General features: G+C 45.8%; 20 protein-coding genes. 14 read left to right on the top strand and 6 right to left on the bottom strand.

Annotation, left to right across the window (positions count from 1 at the left end):
• Nucleotides 1-4: 4 nt before the first annotated feature.
• Complete coding sequence (pnuC, locus tag AC1XTG_RS14225; protein WP_484842434.1) at nt 5-649, bottom strand: nicotinamide riboside transporter PnuC; 645 nt, start codon at nt 647-649, stop codon at nt 5-7.
• 215 nt (nt 650-864) lie between these two features.
• On the opposite strand from pnuC, the gene mfd reads away from it, so the two are divergent.
• On the top strand, nt 865-4,212 hold the full coding sequence (gene mfd / locus AC1XTG_RS14220; protein ID WP_484842433.1) for a transcription-repair coupling factor: 3,348 nt from the start codon (nt 865-867) through the stop codon (nt 4,210-4,212).
• Between the two features lie 96 nt (nt 4,213-4,308).
• Nucleotides 4,309-5,574 carry a gliding motility lipoprotein GldJ gene (gene gldJ, locus AC1XTG_RS14215; RefSeq protein ID WP_484842432.1) on the top strand — a complete coding sequence of 422 codons (1,266 nt, stop codon included), beginning with the start codon at nt 4,309-4,311 and terminating at the stop codon, nt 5,572-5,574.
• 54 nt (nt 5,575-5,628) lie between these two features.
• On the opposite strand, the gene AC1XTG_RS14210 is transcribed toward gldJ, so the two are convergent.
• Nucleotides 5,629-6,318 (bottom strand): ComF family protein, encoded by a 690-nt coding sequence (locus AC1XTG_RS14210; RefSeq protein WP_484842431.1) that lies wholly within the window; start codon nt 6,316-6,318, stop codon nt 5,629-5,631.
• 70 nt (nt 6,319-6,388) lie between these two features.
• Between AC1XTG_RS14210 and AC1XTG_RS14205 the strand changes: the two genes are divergently transcribed.
• Complete coding sequence (locus AC1XTG_RS14205) at nt 6,389-7,750, top strand: dihydroorotase (protein ID WP_484842430.1); 1,362 nt, start codon at nt 6,389-6,391, stop codon at nt 7,748-7,750.
• Here AC1XTG_RS14205 and AC1XTG_RS14200 read toward each other — a convergent pair.
• The 3 genes from AC1XTG_RS14200 to AC1XTG_RS14190 all read right to left on the bottom strand — a co-directional run bounded on the left by AC1XTG_RS14200 (nt 7,733) and on the right by AC1XTG_RS14190 (nt 12,132).
• A complete protein-coding gene (locus tag AC1XTG_RS14200) occupies nt 7,733-8,158 on the bottom strand; it encodes a (deoxy)nucleoside triphosphate pyrophosphohydrolase (RefSeq protein WP_056290966.1) in 426 nt (141 codons plus the stop codon). The genes AC1XTG_RS14205 and AC1XTG_RS14200 overlap by 18 nt on opposite strands.
• A gap of 85 nt (nt 8,159-8,243) precedes the next feature.
• Complete coding sequence (gene ruvB / locus AC1XTG_RS14195; RefSeq protein ID WP_056290964.1) at nt 8,244-9,269, bottom strand: Holliday junction branch migration DNA helicase RuvB; 1,026 nt, start codon at nt 9,267-9,269, stop codon at nt 8,244-8,246.
• Between the two features lie 100 nt (nt 9,270-9,369).
• Nucleotides 9,370-12,132 (bottom strand): PKD domain-containing protein, encoded by a 2,763-nt coding sequence (locus AC1XTG_RS14190; RefSeq protein ID WP_229238809.1) that lies wholly within the window; start codon nt 12,130-12,132, stop codon nt 9,370-9,372.
• A gap of 340 nt (nt 12,133-12,472) precedes the next feature.
• On the opposite strand from AC1XTG_RS14190, the gene AC1XTG_RS14185 reads away from it, so the two are divergent.
• Both AC1XTG_RS14185 and AC1XTG_RS14180 read left to right on the top strand, forming a co-directional pair.
• Entirely contained in the window at nt 12,473-13,504 is a 1,032-nt protein-coding gene (locus AC1XTG_RS14185; RefSeq protein WP_056291193.1) for a PorP/SprF family type IX secretion system membrane protein, read from the top strand.
• Between the two features lie 102 nt (nt 13,505-13,606).
• On the top strand, nt 13,607-14,395 hold the full coding sequence (locus AC1XTG_RS14180) for an NIPSNAP family protein (RefSeq protein ID WP_484842429.1): 789 nt from the start codon (nt 13,607-13,609) through the stop codon (nt 14,393-14,395).
• A gap of 73 nt (nt 14,396-14,468) precedes the next feature.
• On the opposite strand, the gene murQ is transcribed toward AC1XTG_RS14180, so the two are convergent.
• Nucleotides 14,469-15,272, bottom strand: a complete 804-nt coding sequence (gene murQ / locus AC1XTG_RS14175) for an N-acetylmuramic acid 6-phosphate etherase (protein WP_484842428.1) — start codon at nt 15,270-15,272, stop codon at nt 14,469-14,471.
• A gap of 320 nt (nt 15,273-15,592) precedes the next feature.
• Here murQ and ilvD point away from each other — a divergent pair, with 320 nt between their 5' ends.
• The 9 genes from ilvD to AC1XTG_RS14130 all read left to right on the top strand — a co-directional run bounded on the left by ilvD (nt 15,593) and on the right by AC1XTG_RS14130 (nt 24,313).
• The gene (ilvD, locus tag AC1XTG_RS14170; protein WP_484842427.1) at nt 15,593-17,275 is read left to right on the top strand and encodes a dihydroxy-acid dehydratase; all 1,683 of its coding nucleotides are present in this window, start codon (nt 15,593-15,595) and stop codon (nt 17,273-17,275) included.
• Nucleotides 17,276-17,707: 432 nt separating this feature from the next.
• Nucleotides 17,708-17,965: a hypothetical protein gene (locus AC1XTG_RS14165; RefSeq protein WP_484842426.1), complete on the top strand. Its 258-nt coding sequence runs from the start codon at nt 17,708-17,710 to the stop codon at nt 17,963-17,965.
• Between the two features lie 11 nt (nt 17,966-17,976).
• Nucleotides 17,977-19,737 carry a biosynthetic-type acetolactate synthase large subunit gene (ilvB, locus tag AC1XTG_RS14160; protein WP_484842425.1) on the top strand — a complete coding sequence of 587 codons (1,761 nt, stop codon included), beginning with the start codon at nt 17,977-17,979 and terminating at the stop codon, nt 19,735-19,737.
• Nucleotides 19,738-19,756: 19 nt separating this feature from the next.
• Entirely contained in the window at nt 19,757-20,290 is a 534-nt protein-coding gene (gene ilvN / locus AC1XTG_RS14155) for an acetolactate synthase small subunit (protein WP_056290949.1), read from the top strand.
• A gap of 59 nt (nt 20,291-20,349) precedes the next feature.
• Nucleotides 20,350-21,396, top strand: a complete 1,047-nt coding sequence (gene ilvC / locus AC1XTG_RS14150; protein WP_056290947.1) for a ketol-acid reductoisomerase — start codon at nt 20,350-20,352, stop codon at nt 21,394-21,396.
• 134 nt (nt 21,397-21,530) lie between these two features.
• Nucleotides 21,531-22,787 carry a threonine ammonia-lyase gene (gene ilvA / locus AC1XTG_RS14145; protein WP_056290945.1) on the top strand — a complete coding sequence of 419 codons (1,257 nt, stop codon included), beginning with the start codon at nt 21,531-21,533 and terminating at the stop codon, nt 22,785-22,787.
• A gap of 2 nt (nt 22,788-22,789) precedes the next feature.
• Complete coding sequence (locus AC1XTG_RS14140; RefSeq protein ID WP_484842424.1) at nt 22,790-23,638, top strand: AraC family transcriptional regulator; 849 nt, start codon at nt 22,790-22,792, stop codon at nt 23,636-23,638.
• Between the two features lie 50 nt (nt 23,639-23,688).
• On the top strand, nt 23,689-23,976 hold the full coding sequence (locus AC1XTG_RS14135; protein WP_484842423.1) for a nucleotidyltransferase family protein: 288 nt from the start codon (nt 23,689-23,691) through the stop codon (nt 23,974-23,976).
• Entirely contained in the window at nt 23,969-24,313 is a 345-nt protein-coding gene (locus AC1XTG_RS14130) for a HepT-like ribonuclease domain-containing protein (RefSeq protein WP_484842422.1), read from the top strand. The genes AC1XTG_RS14135 and AC1XTG_RS14130 overlap by 8 nt, the downstream gene beginning before the upstream one ends.
• Nucleotides 24,314-24,439 lie beyond the last annotated feature (126 nt).

Genomic DNA, 24,439 nt, shown 5'->3' with positions numbered 1-24,439 from the left:
TGCCCTAAGATCTTCCATTTTCCAAAACACTCCTCCGCCACTTCGCATATCCCATCATCGCCAGTATAAGAAAGACGAAGTAGAGTAATGCGGTAAGGTTCAGGAATTTGTAGAAGTACATAATCACATAACAGGCATCTGCGGCTATCCACACCAGCCAGTTTTCCAGGTACTTTCTCGCCATCATCCATTGCCCGATCAGGCTCGCAACTGTCAATGCAGAATCAACATAGGTAAAACTTGCATTGGTGAATTTTTCGAGTAAAAATCCCCAGGAAATGGTGGCAATGATGAAGATAATAGCAAAAATTGGGTACAGCCTGCGTGGGGTAAAGGTTACCTGTAACTCGTTCCGGTCAACTCCCCCGAACTTCCACATCCACCAGCCGTAAATGCTTGTAAGAAAGTAGTAACCCTGCAAGCCCATATCGGCATACAATCTTACCTGCCAGAAAACAGCGGCATATAAAACGGCATTGATGATCCCAAAAAACCAGCCGAGTACATTCTGCCGGGTGTTGAGATAAACACAGATCGCACCAGTCACAAAGCCAAGGATTTCCAGAGGTGTGGTTACAAATATCCCGAGGGATACCATTTTGTTGAGCCAGTCGATCATTTTTATCGCATTGATACACCTGAAATGCATGGAGAATATGCGAATATAGACACGAAATGCCAGGGCTCTTAACGAAACGGTAACTTGTAAGCTCAGACCTTTGGTCTTATTTTTGTAGTCACGAACAACTGCAAACGAAATTTCCGAAGCTGGTGTTATGAAGCTTGCCGGTCGGGAAAATCCCCGAAACGGCTTTTTGCGTTTAAATTCACAGTCGGCAACAGCCGCGATTAATTTGAAAATACTTGGAAGTTAAGGACTTATTAACACTATACGGGGGCGACGGATACATGAATCTGTTGATGGAGCAGATCGGTTCAAAGAGCCCGGAATCCTCCCATATCCAAATCAAAGGACTTGTTGGAAGCCTGGACGCAGTGGTATCTGCGGCAGTACAGCAACGCAAAAAAAGTCCGGCACTCTATATATTAAGCGACCGTGACGAGGCTGCTTATTTTCAGAACGACCTGCAAAACCTGCTGGCTGGCTCTGAAGTACTTTTCTACCCCACATCCTACAAACGGCCTTACCATTACGAAGAGGTGGACAATGCCAATGTGCTGATGCGGGGCGAAATCCTGAACAAGCTTAATACGGGCCGGTCTACCCCCATTCAGGTTGTGACTTATCCGGAGGCGCTGTTTGAGAAAGTTATCAACAAACGCTCGCTGATCGCGAACACATTCTCGGTGAAAGTCGGCGAAAAGCTGGACCCTTCGTTCCTTACCGAATTTTTGACGAGCTACGGATTTGAAATAACCGATTTCGTTTTTGAGGCAGGACAGTTTTCTGTGCGCGGAGGTATTATCGACGTATTTTCATTTGCCAACGAACATCCGTTCCGTATCGAGCTTTTTGGCGACGAGGTTGAAAGTATCCGTTCTTTCGACCCCGATACGCAGCTTTCCATTGAAAGTTCGAAGCAGATCAACATTGTACCGGACATTCAGCAAAGACTGTCTCACGAAACAAGAGAGTCCTTTTTGAATTTCTTTTCCGGGGAAACCACTATTTGGTTCAAAGATGCGGAGCTGACGCTGGAAGTAATCGAGAAATGCTTTGAAAAAGCTGAAAAAGCACTGCAAGACGCTACCGGCGGCGGTGTTCAGATCGTTTCCAACCCGCAGGCACTGTTTGAAACAAGGCGCGGGTTTCTTGCTCAGGTGAAGAAGTACAAGACCGTCGAGTTTGGCCGGAAGTTTTATTTTAAAACAGAGGTTAAAATCCCCTATTCTTCTAAGCCGCAGCCTTCGTTTAACAAAGATTTCAAAAGGTTACTCGACGATTTGTCTGAAAACCAGAGTAAAGGGTTTGTAAATGTAATCGTAGCCGAGCAACCGAAGCAACTGGACCGGCTTGAACGCATTTTTGAAGACCTTGACCCATTTGTCAAGTTTCAACCCATGCATATTTCGCTGCGGGAAGGTTTTATAGACGAAAATGTAAAAGTTGCCTGTTACACCGATCACCAGATTTTTGCACGTTTTCATAAATACCGTTTAAAGGATAAGTTCTCCAAGTCGAAAGCAATCACTTTAAAAGAACTCAAATCCCTTCAACCCGGCGATTTCGTTACGCACGTGGATTATGGTATCGGCCGGTTTGCAGGTTTGGAGCGTAAAGATGTAAATGGAACGCAACAGGAGGCGATCCGGCTCATTTACCGGGACAATGATTTGCTATATGTAAGTGTGCATAACCTTCACAAAATCGCCAAATACACTGGAAAGGAAGGTAACCCTCCTTCCATGAGCAAGCTGGGTTCTGGTGAATGGGAGGCGAAAAAATCGAAAGTTAAAAAGCAGCTTAAAGATATTGCGCACGAGCTTATTGCATTGTACGCAAAGCGCCGGCAAGCTCCTGGTTTTCAATATTCGCCAGACAACTATATGCAGGCGGAGCTCGAATCTTCCTTTTTGTATGAGGATACGCCCGATCAGGCGACTGCAACTTCGAATGTGAAAGAGGATATGGAAAAGGCGCATCCGATGGACAGGCTGGTATGCGGTGATGTTGGTTTTGGTAAAACTGAAATCGCAATCCGCGCTGCATTTAAGGCAGTTTGTGACAGCAAGCAGGTTGCCGTACTGGTACCAACTACCATTCTGGCGATGCAGCACTATAAAACATTCAGCGAGCGTTTGTCAGATTTCCCGGCGCGGGTTGGGTATATCAATCGTTTCAAGAGTCCCAAACAGATCAAGGAAACATTGAAAGAAGCCGAGGAAGGTAAAATTGATATCCTGATCGGTACGCACCGGATTTTGAATAAAGATGTAAAATTCAAGGACCTGGGTCTGCTGGTTATCGACGAAGAGCAGAAGTTTGGTGTGAAAGCCAAAGATCGCTTGAAGGAAATGCGCGTCAATGTGGACGTGCTGACACTTACGGCTACGCCGATCCCAAGAACGCTGCACTTTTCGTTAATGGGAGCGCGTGACCTTTCTGTTATCGCCACTCCACCGCCAAACAGACAGCCGGTAACTACCGAAATACATACTTTCAGCGAAGAGTTTATCCGTGATGCGATCAGCTTCGAGGTAAACCGCGGCGGTCAGGTCTTTTTTGTACATAACCGTGTAAATGACATTGAGTCAATTGCGAATATTATCCTGAGGCTTGTTCCCGATGTAAGAATTGGAGTAGCACACGGACAAATGGACGGCGACAAGCTTGAAAAAGTGATGGTGGGCTTTATAGAAGGGGAATATGACGTGCTGGTTTCAACCAACATCATTGAATCCGGGATTGACATTGCCAATGCAAACACCATCATTATCAACTCTGCGCATATGTTCGGACTTTCGGACCTGCACCAGATGCGCGGCCGGGTAGGACGATCTAACCGGAAGGCATTCTGCTATTTGCTTACACCAAATGCTTCGACACTGGCCAGCGATTCGCGTAAACGTTTGCAGACGCTGGAAGAATTCTCGGATCTGGGCGACGGCTTCAAGGTTGCGATGCGCGACCTGGATATTCGTGGGGCGGGTAACCTGCTTGGTGCAGAGCAGAGCGGTTTTGTAAATGATCTCGGCTATGAGCTTTACCACAAAATGCTCGACGAAGCAGTTCAGGAATTGAAAAATAACGAGTTTAAAGACCTGTTTGCAAATGCATTGGGACTGCCTAAAAAGCTGGTACCGGATACGCAGATCGAAACCGATTTTGCGACTTTGATTCCCGACGGTTATGTTAAAAATATTTCAGAAAGACTGTCGTTATATACCCGCCTCGACAACATCGGAACAGAAGACGAACTTTCGAAATTTGAACAGGAGATACTGGACCGTTTCGGACCGATTCCAAAGGAAGTTCAGGATTTGTTAAAAACCGTTCGTTTGCGCTGGGAAGCAGAGACTTTGCACCTCGAAAAACTGACTTTGAAGAGCAATACAATGAAAGGATACTTCGTTACTTCGCAGAATGACGAATTCTTTCAGTTAGCCCGGTTCGGACAGGTGATCGATTACATTAAAAAACATCCTCAGAAGATCTCATTAAAGGACCAGAAAGGCAAGCTGATTCTGATCTGCGAAGATGTACAAAGTATAGATCAGGCGAGGAATGTACTTGCGGAGATGACCCGCTGATTGATTTTTAAAAATATTTTCGTTTCATTTCATAAATTTGCGGTTTCGCATACTATAAAAAGCCAAACTATTAAGTCACTTTAAGCAATGATTTGCATGCAAAAGATGGGTACCCGGTCAATCGCGTTGATGTTGATTGTGTTGTTAGCGGCTACTTCATGTAGTAAGAACAAGAGACCTACCAGCTTAAAGCCCGGTAAGACAAGTTCGAAAACAGGATTGGCTTATAATGGCAAAGATGGTTTTGAAGTAAAGCAGTACAAAGCGCTACCCGCTGGCCCCGACCTCGTTTACATTGAAGGCGGCCGCTTTACGATGGGTTCTCTGGAAGAGGATGTAATGACAAGAAGGGATAACCCGAAAAGAACTGTCAGTATCCAATCTTTCTATATGGACCAGACAGAAGTGGCTAACGTCCACTATCTCGAATACTTAAATGCAGTTCAAAGAGATTCATCAGAAGAATTTTACACAAAAGCTTTACCTGATACAAATGTTTGGTTTAATGAGCTGTCATTCAACGACTCTTATGTAACCATGTACCTTCGTCACCCTGGCTTCCGTCTTTATCCGGTAGTTGGTGTTTCATGGGTTCAGGCAAATGATTACTGTGCTTGGCGTACAGCGGCAGTGAGCCAGGCTAACAACACAGCAGGCGCAGCAGCAGCAGGTGGCAAGAAGAAAAAGGGATTCTCTTTTGGTAAGAAGAAAAAAGCTGAGGGCGAAACAGTTGCAACTGCCGAAGCAGCACCAGCTCCACAACTCAGAATTGAAAGTGGTTACGTAATGCCGCCTTACCGTCTACCAACAGAAGCGGAATTTGAATATGCGGCGATGGCGATGATCGGTACTCAGTATTCTGACGAAAACCAGTCGAATTCAAGAATTTACCCATGGGATGGTTCAACAATGCGCCAGCCTCGCGGCCGTAAACAGGGAACTATGCTTGCCAACTTCAAACGTGGTCCTGGTGATTACGCGGGTATCGCAGGTAAGTCAAATGACGGTGCTATTATTACGCAAGAAATTCGTTCATATCCTGCAAACGACAATGGATTGTACGATATGGCAGGTAACGTAAGCGAATGGGTTTATGACGTTTACCGTCCATTGTCAAACTCTGACGTGAACGATTTGAACTCCTTCCGTCGTGACGGTTACCAGGATGAAGCGAAAAGATACGATACTAAAAACTACAACTCACTTGTTGATGATAAGCTGAGAGTTTACAAAGGTGGTTCGTGGTCAGACGTTGCTTACTGGTTATCTCCCGGAACACGCCGTTACATGGATCAGGATTCTGCAACTGCAATGGTTGGTTTCCGTTGCGCGATGATCGCGACCGGCAGCCACAAAGAATAAGATTTAAATTGAATGCAAAAAAGCCGCTACCTCATCAGGTAGCGGCTTTTTTGCTTAATGCTGCGCCAATGCAATGGTTAGTATTACAAACTCCCGGCAACCCGCATTGGTAAGTGTTTGTACACATTCTTCCAGTGTCGCGCCCGTCGTAAGTACATCGTCGATGATGATAACCTTCGCAACTTGCAGGTTCTTATCCGCTTCAAATACCCCTTTTACATTATCCCTGCGTTCGATCTTGTTCTTTCCTGTTTGTGTTTCTGTAAACTTTAAACGCTTCAATGCAGAGGCTGACCACGGAATGTCGGTCGCTCTGGAAAAGCCTTCCGCCAACAAATCGCTCTGGTTATAGCCGCGGGATTTCCTTTTACGGGCATGAAGCGGCACACTGATGATGAGGTCTACACCGGATAGCTGCTCGAAATCCTTCATCTCTTGTCCGAACATTTCTCCCAATACTAGCCCTACCTCCTGGTTTCCCCGGTATTTGAGTGCATGTAACAGTTTCTGGACTTTCCCTTTTTTGGTAAAAAGTAAAAATGAATGCGTAAAAACCACTGCCGGCTCATTGACAAACTTGTTTTGAAGAACCTCTTTCTGCAAACCCTGTGCTCCGATTCTGGGAAGGGAAATGCGGCAGATCGTACACAAAGTTTGTTCGGATCCGATTAGCGGCTTGTCACAACCTGCACAGCAGCGTGGGAAAATAAGATCCAGTAAGTCCCTGAAAAATTGATTTAGCATCTATTTTTTGATCTGAGATGGGGTTATTTGATCTGACTAAATAACTTTGGAAAGAAATTCTTACACTGATATGACAACATTGATAGTTAATGCACGCGTAGTAAATGAAAATACGGTTCAGGAATTAGACGTATTAATTCAAAATGGTCACATTAAAAGTGTAGGAAAAGATCTGCAGCACATTCCCGCAGACAAGGTTATCGACGCACGTGGCCAGTACCTGATGCCGGGTGTGATCGACGATCAGGTTCATTTCAGGGAACCGGGACTTACCCACAAAGCGAACATTTACACAGAATCAAAGGCCGCAGTCGCCGGCGGGGTTACTTCCTTCATGGAAATGCCGAATACGGTACCGAACACGCTGACACAGCAATTGCTGGCAGATAAGTACCAGATCGCGTCCCAGACTTCACTCGCGAACTACTCCTTTTTCATGGGCGCTTCGAACGACAATTATGACGAAGTGATGAAAACAGATCCGACGCAGGTTTGTGGGATTAAAATATTCATGGGCTCTTCCACCGGTAATATGCTCGTGGATGCCCCTGAAGTTTTAGAGAAGATTTTTGCGAATGCACCCTGTATTATAGCAACGCATTGCGAAGATGAACCGACTGTACGTCACCGGATGGAGCTGTTTAAAGAAAAGTATGGAGAGCATGTTCCCTACAATATTCACGCTTTGATCCGGAACGAAGAAGCCTGCCTGAAATCTTCTTCATTTGCTACCTCACTGGCTCACCAACATAAAACGCGGCTGCACATTCTGCATATCTCGACCGGCGATGAAGTGCCACTTTTTGAGATCGGTATCCGGCGGGACGGAAGGATCTGGCTGCCTGATGGAGAATTGAAACTGGTAACCGCCGAAGCATGCGTGCATCACTTGTGGTTCGACGCAGAAGATTATCATACACTGGGCAACAAGATCAAATGTAATCCGGCTATTAAGGCACCACATCACAAAGAGGCAATTTTGCAGGCGGTATTGGACAACAGGATTGATGTAATTGCTACTGACCATGCGCCGCATACCATTGAAGAAAAAGCCCAGCCTTACTGGCAGGCACCATCCGGACTTCCATTAGTACAGCATACCCTGAATGTAATGCTCGAACTGAGCGCAGCAGGCAAGATTTCCATTGAGCGCGTAGTTGAGAAAATGAGCCACGCGGTGGCGGATTGTTTCCAGATCAAAGACCGCGGCTATGTGCGTGAGGGATATAAGGCAGATCTGATCCTGGTAGACACGAATGCAACAACCCTGGTTGAGCCTGAAAATATTTATGCTAAATGCGGCTGGTCGCCATTCGAAGGAATGCAGTTTGGCTCGCTGGTTACCCACACATTTGTGTCGGGGCACCTGGTTTATGAAAACGGGAAATTTAACGAAGAAGTAAAAGGAGAACGGTTACTCTTTAACCGCTAGGTAATTGAAGTAGCTTTGGATTACATTCAGGTCGGCTTCGGTCCAATCGAGAGTAGGTAACTCTTCGGCTTTGAGCCAAACGATCTGTTCGTGTTCTGTGAGGGTTATCTGGGTGGTTTGAAGATTACAAACAAAGGGTACCAGGATGATTTCGCGCCAGCCCTGATCTTTTGAAGTAACCGGCAGCTTGTATAAAATGTCAATTTCGACATTCAGTTCCTCACGGATTTCGCGTACAAGCGCCTCTTCGTCGGATTCGTTTTGTTCAACTTTACCACCTGGAAACTCCCACTTCAAAGGGAATGAAAGCGCAGCATTGCGTTGGCCCGCCAATATCTTTCCTTCGTGTTCAATCACTGCACAGGGCACTCTCACAACCAATTTTTCCGGAACGAGCACTTCAATCATAGAGGCGGTTAGTAAATTTACCGCAAATTTACTACTTCTGTTCCTATTTTACATCTACATCCTGAAACTAAATATATTACAAGAATCAGAACAGCTCGCCTGATCTGTAAGTAGGAAGAATCCCTAGGTGTTTAAAAGCTTTTTCAGTCACCTCCCTGCCCCGCGAGGTTCTTTTCAGATAGCCTTCCTGGATCAGAAAAGGCTCGTAAACTTCTTCTATCGTCTCCGCTTCTTCGCCGCAGGCTGTTGCTATGGTGGATAACCCCACTGGTCCGCCTTTGAATTTCTGGATAATCGTACTCAGAATCCGGTTATCCATTTCATCCAAACCGTTCTGGTCCACATCAAGCGCCTGCAATGCAATTTCTGCAATCGCTACTGTGATCCGACCATTGCCTTTGACCTGTGCAAAATCCCTTGTCCGGCGGAGGAGGTTGTTGGCAATCCTGGGAGTACCCCGGCTTCGACGGGCAATTTCGTATGCTGCATCTTCTTCAAGCGGCGTTCCCAAAATTGCTGCTGAGCGTTTCAGGATAGATGACAGTAATTTCGCGTCATAATATTCCAGCCGCGCATTGATCCCGAAACGGGCCCGCAGCGGCGAAGTCAGCATTCCCGCCCGGGTAGTTGCGCCTATCAATGTAAATGGGTTCAGGCCGATCTGAATGCTGCGTGCATTCGGACCGCTGTCCAGCATGATATCGATTTTGTAATCCTCCATCGCCGAGTAAAGGTATTCTTCGACAATCGGATTGAGCCTGTGAATTTCATCTATAAACAACACATCGTGCTCCTGGAGATTAGTCAGCAAGCCGGCCAGATCACTGGGTTTGTCAAGGACCGGGCCCGAGGTAATCTTGATGTTCGAACCCAATTCATTGGCTACAATGTTCGATAGTGTGGTTTTGCCCAGTCCCGGAGGTCCGTGCAGCAACACGTGGTCCAAAGCATCACCCCTCTGCCGTGCCGCCTGAACGAAAATTTTCAGGTTTTCAAGAATTTTATCCTGCCCTGCAAAGTCGTCAAAAGTAAGCGGGCGCAATGCACGTTCAATTTCTTTTTCAGTATTGGAAAGCCCCTCTTTATCTCCTGACAAATAGTCCTGGCGCATAATAGAATATAATAGTATTGTTCAAAAATACCCGCCGCTGTTTATGCGCCGGGTATTTAGTATAACCAAAAATAGCTGTTTTAATCTGCAAAAAGAAGGATCAGCGGATCACCATAACCGATCCGCGCTTTACAGTTGGGGCGCGTTCGGGATAATACAGGCTCTCGTATGAAAGTACATAAGGATAAGCGCCAGGCTGTACTTTCTGCCCTTTGTAAGTACCGTCCCAGCGGTCTTCCAGGTTGTTGGTTGCGTAAATCACTTCCCCCCAACGGTTATAAATCCGTATTGAAAAGTTGGTATAATAAGCCCCGAAAATCTCGAGAATCTCATTGCGCCCCTCTCCATCCGGGGTAAATGCATCAGGAATAAAGAACCGCGGCTCGCACTTATCAACAACCTCGGTCGACTTCTCGGCGACGCAGCCTTCGGGGTTAGTAGCGCGTACAACATAGGTACCCTCCACATTTACGGTGATCGTACGCGTAGTATCGCCGGAAGCAGGCCACAGGTAGGAAAGTTGCCCCTGCCCGTTTGCATCCAGGATTACGGATTGTCCATCAGGAATACATATCGCATTTTCTGGCGCCAGATTGAGGATCGGCGAAGGAAGCTCTCCTACCCGAATGGTATCAGAGTTGTAGCAATCATTTCTGTCTTTTACAATCACGGTATAAGTTCCTGGCTGGCTGATCGTCACGTCGCGGGTTGTTTCTCCATTGCTCCAGTTAAATTCGATCCACCTGTCACTCACAACACCGAGTACAATGGAACTGTCGCGGCAAAGTGTAGTGTCAGGCCCGATGGAGAATGCGGGTGGGCGGCGCAGGGTAATCTGGATGGTATCAGCAGAATAACACTCTCCCTGAGGTCCGTTAAATGCTACCGCAATGTACTGCCCGGTTGCAGTTGCTCTGTAAGTTTTTTGACGGGATACAACTCTTCCCCTGCTGATCCAGGCATAAACTTCTGCTTCGACGCCCATATCCAACGGAACATAACTGCCGCAGGTATCTTTATCAGCGCCCAGATTGATCTGTGGAGGTGTTTCGTAAATGGTTACTTCCTGCACAATGATCGTGTCCTTGCATTTGTTGGCAGCGCGCATCCGGACCATATAAGTACCTGGCTGCGTATAAGTGTAAGTAGCCTGTGTTTCCTTGGAGGGAGCTGTAAAACTGCCATCTCCCAGAAAATCCCATTGATACGTATCTTCTATCGGGTCGCAAATAGGGCTGGCCTGAAAAGTTGTAGGCTCATTGGTACAAAAACCATCTGCCTCAAAGCCAGGACCAGATGATTCCTGGGTAAAATCCTGAACCATATTAGGTAGCCCGAGCTGACTGTTCCGCCCACCCAGATTTACTCCGTCCCGTTCATATTCCACGCCGGTCAGCGAATTTCCCTCAGGTTCACCTATCACCGCCAGGTACTCACTGCCTTGGATAGCCATATAAATCCGCCCGTCCGGCCCGAACTGGAGCGCCCCGAATTTCCGTGTTGCCGAGCTGTCGATCGTTATTGCTGTTTCCGTGAGCAAGCTGTCCGGCAATGTGAGATCGTATTGCTTCAGATAAGAACTTGTCCCATTCTCGCCAGTGAACGAAATGTACATTTTTTCACCGCTGGGCGAAAATTCAATTCCGTAGGCGGTTGGAGGCGCAGGCCCGAGGTCAACTGTTTTGTCGTGCGTAAGCGTACCTGTCGAATCATTAAAATAGAACAGATCGACATAGTTTTTGGGCGGCCCGGGGATAATCACAGCAAGCCTCCTTTGACCGGTTGAGCTGTCGGGTGATGAAAATTTCATGTAACCTTCCGCCTTATGCAGACTGTCGTGCGCCATTCCAAGATCGAACGTTCCGCTCTCGTTCAACCCGCCGTCAGTTGCGTGAAAAACGCGGAACTTATTGGTGCCATAATCGTGAGAAATAACCCAGTAAGTCGAGTCGCGATCATTACGTGCGGAGACTATACGTTCAGTAGTTGGCGTTTGAAGTGTGGTATTCTGCTCGATAATTGCGCCAAGTCCGTTGTTCCTGCGCATATCTACTACACTTACCGTCAATAGCTTTTCACCATTGATATCTGATGTTGTAAACACATTAAAAAGGTATTCACAACCCTTACAGGTAGGCTGCGGGACGATGAGTACCGATTGTGTCGAGTTCGGACTTCCTTTTAAAGGCGCACAATTCCCCGGACTAAAACACGGCATAACGTCGCCATTCTTATTCCAGACCGTTATACCATCCGAATAAAACAGCAGTTGTCCTTTCGAGTTGGCAATGGAGGATGTACCCTCGGGTGTATTGACTTTCCCGTCTGTGATTGGTGTAGGGGGAGAATTTGAAAAATCAAGGCCCGCATTTCCACCAAAATACCATTTTGCACCTTCCTGAGCAGAAGGCTCCATACAAATCTTCACATTGACACGGTCCTGTATCTTACATCCATTGGGCAAAATTACCTCGACAGAGTAACAACCCGAGCTGTCGACATTCAATGTCTGCGTCGTATCGCCCTTAGGATACCAGACGAATCTGGCCCCCGCAGGCGCGCCGTTCGGATAAGGATCAAGAATGAGGGTATCTCCCGGGCAAATGGTAGTATCCGTTTTCCATTCCTGGAAAGCCGGAGGGAGCTCGCCGATCTGAATAACCTGCGAAACCGTTTGCTGCGTACCGCCTCTGATTGTGCGGGTTAATGTAACTGTATAAGCGCCGGGCGCCATATACGAATGCTGCGGGTTACGCCGCGTATCTGTCGCCGCACCTTCGCCAAAACTCCACCGCCACGCTGTGGCTGTACTTAACGTATCCCTGAATGAAGTAGAATCTGCTTCACAGTCGGGGTTTTGCATACACTGACCTTCCACCAAAAATTGCGCCTGTGCCTTTGCGTACCCTGTTGAGAGCAGCGTAAGGAAGAAAAAAGCACAAAAAATTTGTTGGTACCTATTATAAAATCGCCCCATGTTTCGTTAACTGTTCAAACACCCCTGTCCACCACATTCGATATTCAGATTACCCGACAATACTAACGAAAATAAAATGTTAAAATTTTGTGCGGGAAAGTCGTAAAAACCACTCTAATTTGAATATTAATACGCAATTAGAAGACATTTTGTGAAAATTAAATCGGGCAAATATTTACGGCCCTTAACCTAACTGCCACCCGCGTGGCGGATGCAAGTTAAATATATGATCAAGCGTTTACTTTGCCTTTTTATACTGACACTGGTTTGCATTGATGGTTGGAGTCAGGACCCACAATTTTCACAGTTTTATGCAAACCCATTGTACCTTAACCCCGCACTGGCGGGTGGAGCGCTTGCGCCCCGGGCTACGGTAAACTACCGGAACCAGTGGCCTTCCCTTTCAGCCAATTTCGTTACAACTTCTTTCGGGGCTGATGCATTTTTCTCTAATGTAAACAGCGGAGTTGGTGTGCTTGTAACAATGGACAGCCAGGGACTGGGTAATTTAAAGTCGACGGAAGCCGCACTGCAATATTCCTATCAGATCCAGTTCAATGAGCTGACTTCGCTCAGGTTGGGGATACAGGGAGGATTTGCTTCACGTACACTTGATTACTTCGGACTTACTTTTGGCGATCAATACGATAATGGCGGATTGACGGGAAATCCTTCCGGGGATCCTTTTGCGCAGGGCGGCCCAAACGTTTTTTATGCAGATTTCGGTGCCGGGGCAATGCTTTACTCGGACTGGTACTGGGCAGGTATTTCGGCCCACCATTTGAACAGGCCCAATCAGGCATTTTCAGGATTGACAGATGCGAGGCTGCCTGTAAAGGCGAGCTTGCAAGCTGGTTTGCGCATTCCTTTTGCCGGATACACTTTCCTGGGAGACGAAATTGATAAAGAAAAGACCATTTCTCCTGCTATTATGTACAAAAAGCAGGGTAAGTACGATCAGTTTGACGCGGGATTGTATGTGACACTCGAGCCGCTGGTTTTGGGCGCCTGGTACCGCGGGATACCTTTTAAAAAGTATGCACAGAACATCAATAACCACGAGTCGCTGATATTTCTCGCCGGTTTCCGTCAGGATAAATTTTCCATTGGTTACAGCTATGACCTGACAATCTCTACACTTGGCGCTGGCAGTGGCGGTGCGCACGAGATTTCACTCTCCTACGTTTTCCCTCCTCTTGAACCTAAGCAGAGGCGAAGCAGAAGCAGCAAAAAGCAGCTTTCCTGCCCGAAATTCTAACTCCATTTTTTGGTAAAATAATGCGGGAAACCGGTGGGTATAGATGAAACCCGCAGGTCTTTCCTGTGTAACAATTACTATATATTAACCTATCATTTCATCATGTTCAAAGTTTCTAAAGATGGCATATACGTCACATTATGCCTGTTTTTTTGTACCACAATTCTATTTGCAGCTGCCCCGAAAAGAGAATTTTACGAGATCAAAATCTACCATGTGAAAGATGCTGATCAGGCTTCGCGAATAGACAACTACCTGAAAGATGCATACATCCCAGCGATGCACCGGGCCGGTATCAAAAACGTGGGTGTATTTAAGCCAGTGGCAAGCGACACCGCAGCCGGTAAACTTATTTACGTATTCACTCCGTTGAAGTCGCTGGAACAACTGGTGGACCTTCCGAAAGTACTTGGCAAAGATGCCGCTTATCTCGCAACCGGAAAGGATTATATCGATGCTGAATACAAGAACCCGCCTTACATTCGGATCAGATCGACTGTATTGAGAGCTTTTGAAAACAGCCCGATGATGAAAAAACCGGATCTTACTTCACCAAAAAGTGAGCGGATCTATGAGCTGAGAAGCTATGAAGGTCACACAGAAAAGATCTACTGGAACAAGGTAAAGCAATTCAATGCAGGTAATGAAATCGGCATTTTTGCGCGCCTGGGCTTTAATGCGGTATTTTATGGCGAGGTAATCGCCGGAGCGACAATGCCGAACCTGATGTACCTGACTACATTTTCTGACAAAGCTTCGCGGGATGCGCACTGGAAATCGTTCAGCGATGATGCCGAATGGGGAAAAGTGAAATCAATGCCTGAGTACCAGAACAATGTATCTAAAAACGTAACATTGTTCCTGTTCCCGACTGACTATTCAGATATCTGATCAGAAATCATATATAAAAAGAGGGTACAGTTGGTATGAAGCCAAATTGTATCCTCTTTTCGTTTTTACTGGATCAACCTTTTACTGCATTAATCACCGCACGCACACTTCCATGTTCGCTTAACAGTGACTCAGCCTCGTCGGGCGAAATATTGAGTTCTTCTATAATCATACGCACAGCCCGATCTACGAGCTTTTCATTCGTAAGCTGCATATCCACCATTTTATTGCCTTTCACTTTTCCCAGCCTGATCATTACGGCAGTCGAGATCATATTCAATGCCAACTTTTGTGCAGTCCCCGATTTCATGCGCGTGCTGCCGGTCAGAAACTCCGGACCTACTACTATCTCTACGGGGAACTCCGCTGCTTCGGCCACCTTGGAACCTGCGTTGCAAACTACACAGCCGGTCAGCAAACCTACCTGACGTGCTGCATTCAATCCGCCTATTACATAAGGTGTACGGCCCGATGCAGCAATCCCTATTAATGTATCATTTTTAGATGGTTTGTACGGAGCAAGATCTTTCCATGCCTGCTCACTATCATCTTCCGCATTCTCAACGGCCTTTCTGATCGCGGTATCACCTCCGGCTATAATTCCGACCACGAGGTCGAAAGGAACGCCGAAAGTAGGCGGACATTCAGATGCGTCCACTACTCCCAACCTCCCGCTCGTACCTGCTCCAATATAGAACAACCGGCCTCCCGCCTGCATTCTTGGTACGATCTGCTCAACCAGCGCCTCTATCTGGGGGATTGCTTTATTGACAGCAAACGGTACTGTCTGGTCCTCAGCGTTAATGGATGTCAGCAGTTCATTGACACTCATTTTTTCAAGGTCGTGGTAATGGGATGAAGATTCGGTAGTTAGCATGATGCTCGGGATTGTTTCTTTTCAAAATTAAAAGTTTTCCTATTACAAAGCTTTTGTTCCAACAAATTTGGTACTTATTGAAGATTATGAACAAAAAAGTGACTTAATGTTTGGAAAATAGAAAGATACCCTTCTAATTTGTGTCACCAAGCAGAAAGTAGCGAAATTTCGCTGCGCTTGTAAATTCCGCTATGAAAAACACAACAATCATTCTAAGTCTTCGAATTGTCACGCTCTTTGCGTGAGTGAGGAAAGACTATATAGTTCGGCACCTCACTCACAACAGAGTGAGGTGTTTTTATTTAATACAATAAATCACCATGTCTGAACTGAACAAATTTTCAAAAACCCTGACGCAGGAAGTTACCAATCCGGCAGCACAGGCAATGCTTTACGGAATTGGCCTGAAAGAAGAAGATTTTGCCAAACCACAAATCGGAATTGCAAGTACCGGCTACGAAGGAAACCCTTGCAATATGCACTTAAACGGACTTTCCGTATATGTAAAGCAGGGCGTAACTGCCAATGACATGGTGGGTCTGATATTCAACACAATCGGAGTTTCTGATGGTATGACCAATGGAAATGACGGTATGCGTTACTCACTACCGAGCCGCGATATCATTGCCGATTCTATTGAAACAGTGGTTTCGGCACAATGGTACGACGGCGTAATTGCAGTTGTAGGTTGTGATAAAAATATGCCTGGTGCAGTAATGGCGATGGCGCGTCTGGACCGCCCAGCTATTATGGTTTATGGTGGAACAATCCGTTCAGGCCACTACAAAGGTCAAAAGCTGGATATCGTTTCGGCATTTGAAGCTTTGGGTAAGAAGTTTGCGAATAACATTTCTGACGAAGATTTCAAAGGTGTAATCCAGAACTCGATCCCGGGACAAGGCGCTTGCGGCGGAATGTACACCGCTAATACCATGGCAGCTTCGATTGAAGCAATGGGGCTTAGTCTTCCTTTCAGCAGCTCTTACCCTGCCACCCACGAAGGCAAGCAGGAAGAATGCAAGAAGATCGGTTCTGCGATGAAAAAGCTTCTAGAACTCAATATTACACCTAAGGAAATCATTACTAAAAAGTCCCTTGAAAACGCATTGACGGTAGTAATGGCGCTCGGCGGCTCTACGAATGCAGCGCTGCACTTCCTTGCAATTGCACGCTCGGCCGGACTTTGGTTGACATTGAATGACATTCAGGAGATTTCCGACAGAACTCCATTTATCGCCGACCTGAAACCAAGCGGTAAATATTATATGGAGGATATCCTCGCAATAGGCGGGGTACCTGCTATCACCAAGTATTTATACTCTCAGGGCCTGATCCACGGCGACTGCATTACTGTAACCGGAAAAACGGTGGCAGAAAACCTGGCAGAAGCACCGGATCTTGATTTTGAAGCACAGAAAATGGTTTTCCCGATTGAACAGGCAATTAAGCCAACGGGACACATCCAGATTATGTATGGTAACCTCGCACCCACCGGCGCAGTTGCCAAGATCACCGGTAAAGAGGGCTTAACCTTTGACGGCGAAGCGAAAGTATGTGAGCATGAATCGGAAATCATAACCATGCTGGCAAACCACGAAATAAAGCCTGGACACGTAGTAGTGATCCGCAACGCGGGACCGAAAGGCGGACCTGGAATGTCGGAAATGCTTAAACCTACCTCTGCTGTAATGGGCGCGGGTCTTGGTGATAAAATTGCATTAATTACCGACGGACGTTTCTCTGGAGGTACACACGGGTTTGTGGTAGGTCACATTACACCGGAAGCATTTGACGGCGGGCCAATTGCATTGGTAAAAGATGGTGACCGGATTACTATTGACGCAAACACGCGTGAATTGACCCTGCATATCTCCGATGAAGAAATGGCCGCCCGGAAAGCAGAATGGGTACAACCTGCACCGAAGTTTACCAAGGGAATGCTCGGAAGATATATCCGCACAGTGAAATCAGCCAGCGAAGGTTGCGTGACCGACGAGGCTTAAACTTGCAGAGTATGGCAGCGGAAGAATTCAAGTTGGACAGGACAGCATTTCACGCCGGAACACATTCCGAAACGGAACAATATTATTCAAAAATGCAGCCTAAAACAGGAAAAGAGAGATTGGAGGCTGCCCATTATCTGAATAGCATTGCTTTTCAATTTGACTTGAAAAATCCGCCGAAATTGGACCGAACGGCCTTTTCAATGAGAAAACATACTTTGTAATGGCCAATATCTTCAACGATGATTTTCAGGAGTTTCTGAAATCGCTCAATGAAACAGAGGTTGAATACATATTGGTTGGGGTTATTCTGTCATTCTTCACGGGTATTCACGTACTACAGGTGATATGGATATCTGGGTCAGGAAAACGAAGGAAAATCATTCAAAACTGACCAGGGCTTTTAGGAAATTCGGAATGCCTTTGTTTGATATGACAGAGAAAAATTTTTTAGAAAATCCTGATTTTGATGTTTTTACGTTCGGCAGAGTTCCTGTTTCAATTGACATTATCACAAATTTGAAGGGACTGGAATTTGAAACTGCGAACGAAAATGCTTCGGATTATTTAGTGGAAGATTTGAAGATCAGGTTGATCAATTACCACGATTTAATTAAAGCGAAAAAGGCGGCAGGAAGGCCAAGAGATATTAATGATATTGAAAATCTTGAAAATTCGTCAGACAAATAAATAGAGGAGTCATGGAATTTAATGAAAATCAAACCGAAACAGTCCAGATCGCGAAACCGGCGGCGACTGTTGCCAAGCCGGAACTGATCAATGGATCTCACGCGGTGATCAGGTCATTAATCGAAGAGGGAGTTGACACTATTTTCGGGTACCCTGGTGGAGCGATCATGCCTGTCTACGACGCGATTTATGACTATCAGGATAGCATTGACCACATTCTCGTACGTCACGAACAAGGCGCGGCACATGCTGCAGAAGGCTATGCACGTGTGAGCGGTAAGGTTGGGGTTTGCCTTGTTACGTCCGGACCTGGCGCCACAAACCTGGTAACCGGCATTGCCGATGCGATTATCGATTCAACGCCGCTGGTTTGCGTGGTTGGACAGGTAGCTGCGCATTTGCTTGGTACCGACGCATTCCAGGAAACGGATGTAATTGGTATTACGATCCCTATTACTAAATGGAATTACCAGATTACCCGGGCGGATGAAATTCCGGAGATCATGGCCAAAGCATTTTACATTGCCAAATCAGGACGTCCGGGACCAGTTCTGATCGACATTACCAAGAATGCTCAAAACGAGCTGATGTCGAAAGCGTTTTCTTATAAAAAATGTGAAAACCTGATCAGCTACCGCCCGCGCCTCGCGCCGAAAACGGAGCAGGTAGAAGCTGCTGCAAAACTGATCAATGAAGCCAAAAAGCCGTTTCTCTTTGTGGGTCACGGCGTGCGGATTTCACATGCGGAAAACGAATTGATCCAATTCATTGAAAAAACAGATATCCCTGCCGCATCAACCCTGCTGGGCCTCTCGTCTGTCTCGGTGGACCACCCTAATTATGTGGGCTGGCTGGGCATGCACGGTAACTATGGTACCAACGTACTTACAAACCAATGCGATTTGATCATTGCTGTCGGAATGCGTTTCGATGACAGGGTAACAGGCGATGTAAGCCGTTATGCCAAACAGGCGAAAGTGGTCCATATCGAGATAGATCCCGCAGAAATTGATAAAATCGTCAAGGCAGATGCACCCGTAGTTGGAGATGCGAAACTTGCGCTCGAAATGCTGCTCCCGTTGGTAAAGGAGAATGATCACAAAAGCTGGATTGCTGAGTTCAAGAAGTTTGATGTGATTGAAAATGAAAAAATCACACAACCTGAGCTCGCTCCCACTACAGAGAAAATCAAAATGGCGGAGGTAATCCGTACACTTTCAGATAAAACGAAGGGAGAGGCAGTTGTTTTGGCGGATGTGGGCCAGCATCAGATGATGACTGCGAGATACTACCAATTCAAAAAACCGAATTCGTTTATTACCTCGGGCGGTTTGGGTACAATGGGTTATGCATTACCAGCTGCATTCGGGGCGAAGGTGGGAGCTCCTGATCGTGAGGTCGTTGCGTTCATTGGTGACGGATGTTTTCAGATGACAATCCAGGAGCTGGGTACCATTGCGCAAAGCGGACTTCCTGTGAAGATTATTATTCTGAATAATAACTTCCTAGGAATGGTACGCCAGTGGCAGCAGCTTTTCCATCAGAAAAGATACTCATTCGTAGAGCTGCAAAACCCGGATTTCATCACCATTGCAAAAGGTTTTGGAATAAACGGACATACATGCAGCAGCCGCGACAACCTGCACGATTCACTGGATACACTGCTCGCTTCTGACAAACCTTATCTTCTGGAGGTGATTGTTGAAAATGAAGAAAATGTATTTCCTATGGTACCTACCGGTGCCTGTGTGTCGGATATCAGATTAGAATAAACAGGAAAATATCGCAACTATGACAACATACACCATTTGCGTTTTCACGGAAAATACGATTGGTATTCTTAACAAGATTACCACTATCCTGACACGCAGGCGGATCAACATCGACAGTTTAACTGTTTCTGAGACAGAACGAAAGGGTATCTCCCGCTTTACTATCGTTATCCGGCATGATTCGAGAGAAGCTGTTGAAAAGCTCGTCCGCCAGATCCGGAAAGTAGTAGAAGTACTCGCTGTTTTCGGATATTTGAACGATGATATCGCTTATAATGAAATCGCATTGTTCAAGGTTTCTACACCGATTGGGGCAAAACCTATTGATATAGAAACCATTAACAAAGTTTACAAAGCGTGGGTTGTTTACTGGCACCTTACCTATGTAATCATTCAGAAAACCGGTACCGAGGAAGAAATATTTGAATTCTTTGACTACATCAAACCGCATGAGATTCTTGAATTTGTAAGATCCGGCAGAGTAGCGGTAAGTAAATCACCTCAGACGCTTGTGGATTATCTTCCGGAGGCGGAGTGGGAGTATTACCAGTAGCATTACCTCTTTATAATTATCCTTTTTTAATCGTAATAAATCAATTTAACCAATAATCAATGGCAAAATTAAATTTTGGCGGGGTCGAAGAAGAAGTAGTAACCCGTGAAGAATTTCCTCTTGAAAAAGCGCGTGAAGTACTTTCTAGTGAAACTATAGCTGTAATCGGTTACGGTGTACAAGGTCCGGGCCAAAGCCTGAATATGCGTGATAACGGTTTCAATGTAATCGTTGGTCAGCGCCAGGGTGGTAAATCATGGGACAAAGCTGTTGCTGACGGCTGGGTGCCTGGTGAAACTCTTTTCGATATCGAAGAAGCACTTTCAAAAGGAACTATCATTTGCTACCTGCTTTCTGACGCCGCTCAGATTGAACTTTGGCCAACTGTTAAAAAGCACCTGACTCCGGGAAAATCACTTTATTTCTCACACGGCTTCGGTGTTACTTACAAAGATCAGACTGGCATTATTCCTCCTGCTGATGTGGATGTTTACCTTGTTGCTCCAAAAGGATCAGGTACTTCACTTCGCCGCCTGTTTGTAGAAGGCAAAGGCTTGAACTCTTCTTTCGCTGTATTCCAGGATGCAACCGGCAAAGCGCGTGAGAAATGCATCGCAATGGGTATCGGTGTAGGTTCAGGATATTTGTTTGAAACTGATTTCTACCGTGAAGTAACATCCGACCTTACTGGCGAGCGTGGTACTTTAATGGGTGCTATTCAGGGTATCTTCGCTGCTCAGTATGAGGTACTTCGTTCCAATGGACACACTCCATCAGAAGCATTCAACGAAACAGTTGAAGAATTGACACAATCATTGATGCCGCTTGTTGCTGAAAATGGAATGGACTGGATGTATGCCAACTGCTCAACTACCGCGCAACGCGGTGCATTGGACTGGTGGAAACCTTTCCGTGACGCTACCAAGCCTGTTTTCGAGCAACTTTACAACTCGGTAAAAAGCGGCGAGCAAGCTAATATTTCCATCACACGTAACTCTCAACCAGATTACCGCGTGAAACTGGAAGAGGAATTGGCTGAGCTTCGCGAATCTGAAATGTGGAAAGCCGGCACAACTGTTCGCAGCCTGCGCCCAGAAAATAACTAATCAAAACTCAATCGAGAACCGGCGGCTGAAGCCGCCGGCAATTGATTAAACGAGATCAATTACCGTTGGCTTCTAGCCGGCGGTACCGAAAAAACAAGAGCTTTGCGATTGCAAGGCTTTTTTCTTTACAAGCAATGGAAACAGTGCATTCAACTCCTACACTAGATAATATATTTCTGGCTGCCGAAAGGTTGCGCGGGATCATTAATCACACACCAATATTGTATAATGCACATTTGTCGGAGCAGTATGAGGCTAATATTTACCTCAAACGGGAAGATCTGCAAACGGTACGCTCATACAAAATTCGCGGTGCATATAACAAAATGGCAAGCTTGTCTGCAGCTGAGCTGGCGAATGGGATTGTGTGCGCAAGCGCAGGTAACCACGCCCAGGGAGTTGCTTATGCCTGCCGGAAAATGGAAGTAAAAGGCGCGATTTTCATGCCTACTACAACGCCCGCACAGAAGATCAAACAGGTAAGACTTTTTGGTAAAGAATGGATAGAAATTCACCTGGTAGGCGATACTTACGATGATGCTTACTACGCTTCCAAAGATTATCAGACAACCAACAATGCAGTCTTCGTGCATCCATTTGACGACTTACAGGTGATTGAAGGCCAGGGGACCGTAGGGCTGGAAATTTTCAAGGATGCGGATTTTAAAATAGATTATCTGTTAATGGCAATCGGAGGCGGCGGCCTGGCTTCCGGCATTTCGACTGTTTTTAAACAATTATCTCCCAAAACGCAGCTGATCGGCGTCGAACCCGAAGGTTCTCCCACCATGAAAAGGTCCATCGAGGAAGGCCAGGTCGTGACTTTGGACCATATTGATAAGTTTGTCGACGGCGCTGCTGTGCGTCGGGCAGGTGATCTGACTTTCCAAATATGTCGCGATAGCCTGGACAAAATCCTGCTTATTCCTGAGGGCAAAGTTTGCTCCTCCATTTTGCAGCTTTATAATGAGGAAGCAATCGTAGCTGAGCCTGCGGGCGCACTGACCGTAGCGGCACTCGACCTGATCAGGGAAGAGATAAAAGGTAAGAATGTGGTTTTACTGATCAGCGGCGGCAATAATGATATTACGCGAACGGAAGAGATCAAGGAAAGATCACTTTTGTTTGAAGGATTAAAGCATTACTTCATCATCCGTTTCCCACAACGTTCCGGTGCATTCCGTGAATTTTTGAATGTCCTAGGACCCAATGACGACATTGCGCGTTTTGAATACGTAAAGAAAACCAACCGGGAGCAGGGCCCTGCATTGGTAGGAATTGAATTGAAGAACCGCGAAGATTTTGCGCCGCTCATCGAACGAATGGACGCGAACAGGGTTGTGTACGAATACCTCAATGATCAGCCGGATTTGTTTCAGTTTATGGTTTAAATATGCTCCGCGTTCCTTCTGATATCAGTTCCTCCGAATTTGAGTCCCTGAAAATTCAGGATATGACTTTTGTTGCTTACCGCAATGAAGTATATCCGTCCAAATACGACGTGTTCTTCGAGGAGCATGCCGTGATTGTAGTCCTGGAAGGGGAGAAAAAATTCACTAGCCCGAGCCAGGAAGTTCATGTTGAAAAAGGGGATATCCTGTTTGTACAGCGGGGTTTTTATTTAATGTCCGAGTCTATTAATGAGTCTTACAAGAGCCTGGTTTTCTTTTTTGACGAAAAATTGTTAAAAGAATTTGTGGGTTTACATCCCGAGCTGTTTGATAGTCAGGAGCAAAAAACCGTTTTTGAAAATCCCATTCTGCTGTTGAAGTCAGATGAAAACTTTGAGAAGTTCATTCAGTCTGTTTTTCCCTATTTCCGTTCACGTACAGAGTTAAAAAATCATTTCCTCAGACTTAAATTTCAGGAGTTGCTTTTGCATTTGCTTGAACTGGATCATTCCAGGCAGTTGAGGGCGATTTTATACAGTTTATATAAAGGTGAGAAGGTTGATCTGCCATTTCTGATGAACAGTTACTATCTCAAACCACTGACTTTAGACGAACTTGCCCGGCTATCGGGAAGAAGCCTTTCGGCTTTCAAGCGCGATTTCCAGAATGAATTCCATACTTCTCCCGCGCTTTGGCTTAAAAATAAGCGTTTGGATTACGCAGATTTCCTGCTGCGAAACAGTACCAAGAATGTCTCTGAAATCAGTACGGAAATTGGTTACGAAAGCGTTTCCCATTTTATAAAGACCTATAAGGAGAAATACGGGGTAACTCCGAAGAAGCAGGGATAGTTTGGGAAATAGCTTCAAAAATCTTAGCTTTCATTATAAATAGAACGGCTATGAATAAAGCGCAGGTCTTAGATAAGCTTCATCAATCCAGAGGATATTTTTTTAATAAATATCCTTTAAAATCAATGGCCTTGTTTGGTTCCTATGCCAGGAATCAGGAAACCAAAGCGAGCGATGTAGATATTCTCGTTGAATTTTCAGCACCAGTCGGCTTTGAGTTTATCGATTTGGCTATCGAGCTCGAAGAAATGCTCCAACAGAAAGTTGACCTGATTAGCAAAAAAGGACTTAAAGCACAGCTGCTTCCAATTATCGAGAAGAATTTGATTTATGTCTGAAAGAGTACCTTCCATTTTGTTCTCAGACATGCTCGATTGCGTAGAAATTGTCTTTGAATACACATCTGGTATGGATTTCGAATCCTTTCTTGCTGATCGCAAAACCAGGGACGCGGTGATCAGGAATATTCAGGTGCTGGGAGAAGCTGCAAACCGGGTTCCTAAAGAAGTTCGTGAGCAATATCCCGAGATAGAATGGATGCGCATCATTAGATCTAGGCACATTCTGGTTCACGACTATGCGGGGATTGACTTTGAGATCGTGTGGCGTATTATCGAAGTACATCTATCTCCCTTACGCGACGCATTAGTTAAGATTACCGGAGATAAGGCTTAGTCGGCCAAATAAAGATTTCCGCTCAAATCGCGCCTTCAAACTAAAATCATTACTTTTTGACCCTTTACCGTTATCATTATTCGTTTGAATATGTGGTAATTTGTAATATCAATTCTCCCTTAAAGA

The organism is Dyadobacter sp. HNCC25DJ183, assembly GCF_056895175.1.
This window is presented reverse-complemented; position numbering and strand designations above follow the sequence as displayed.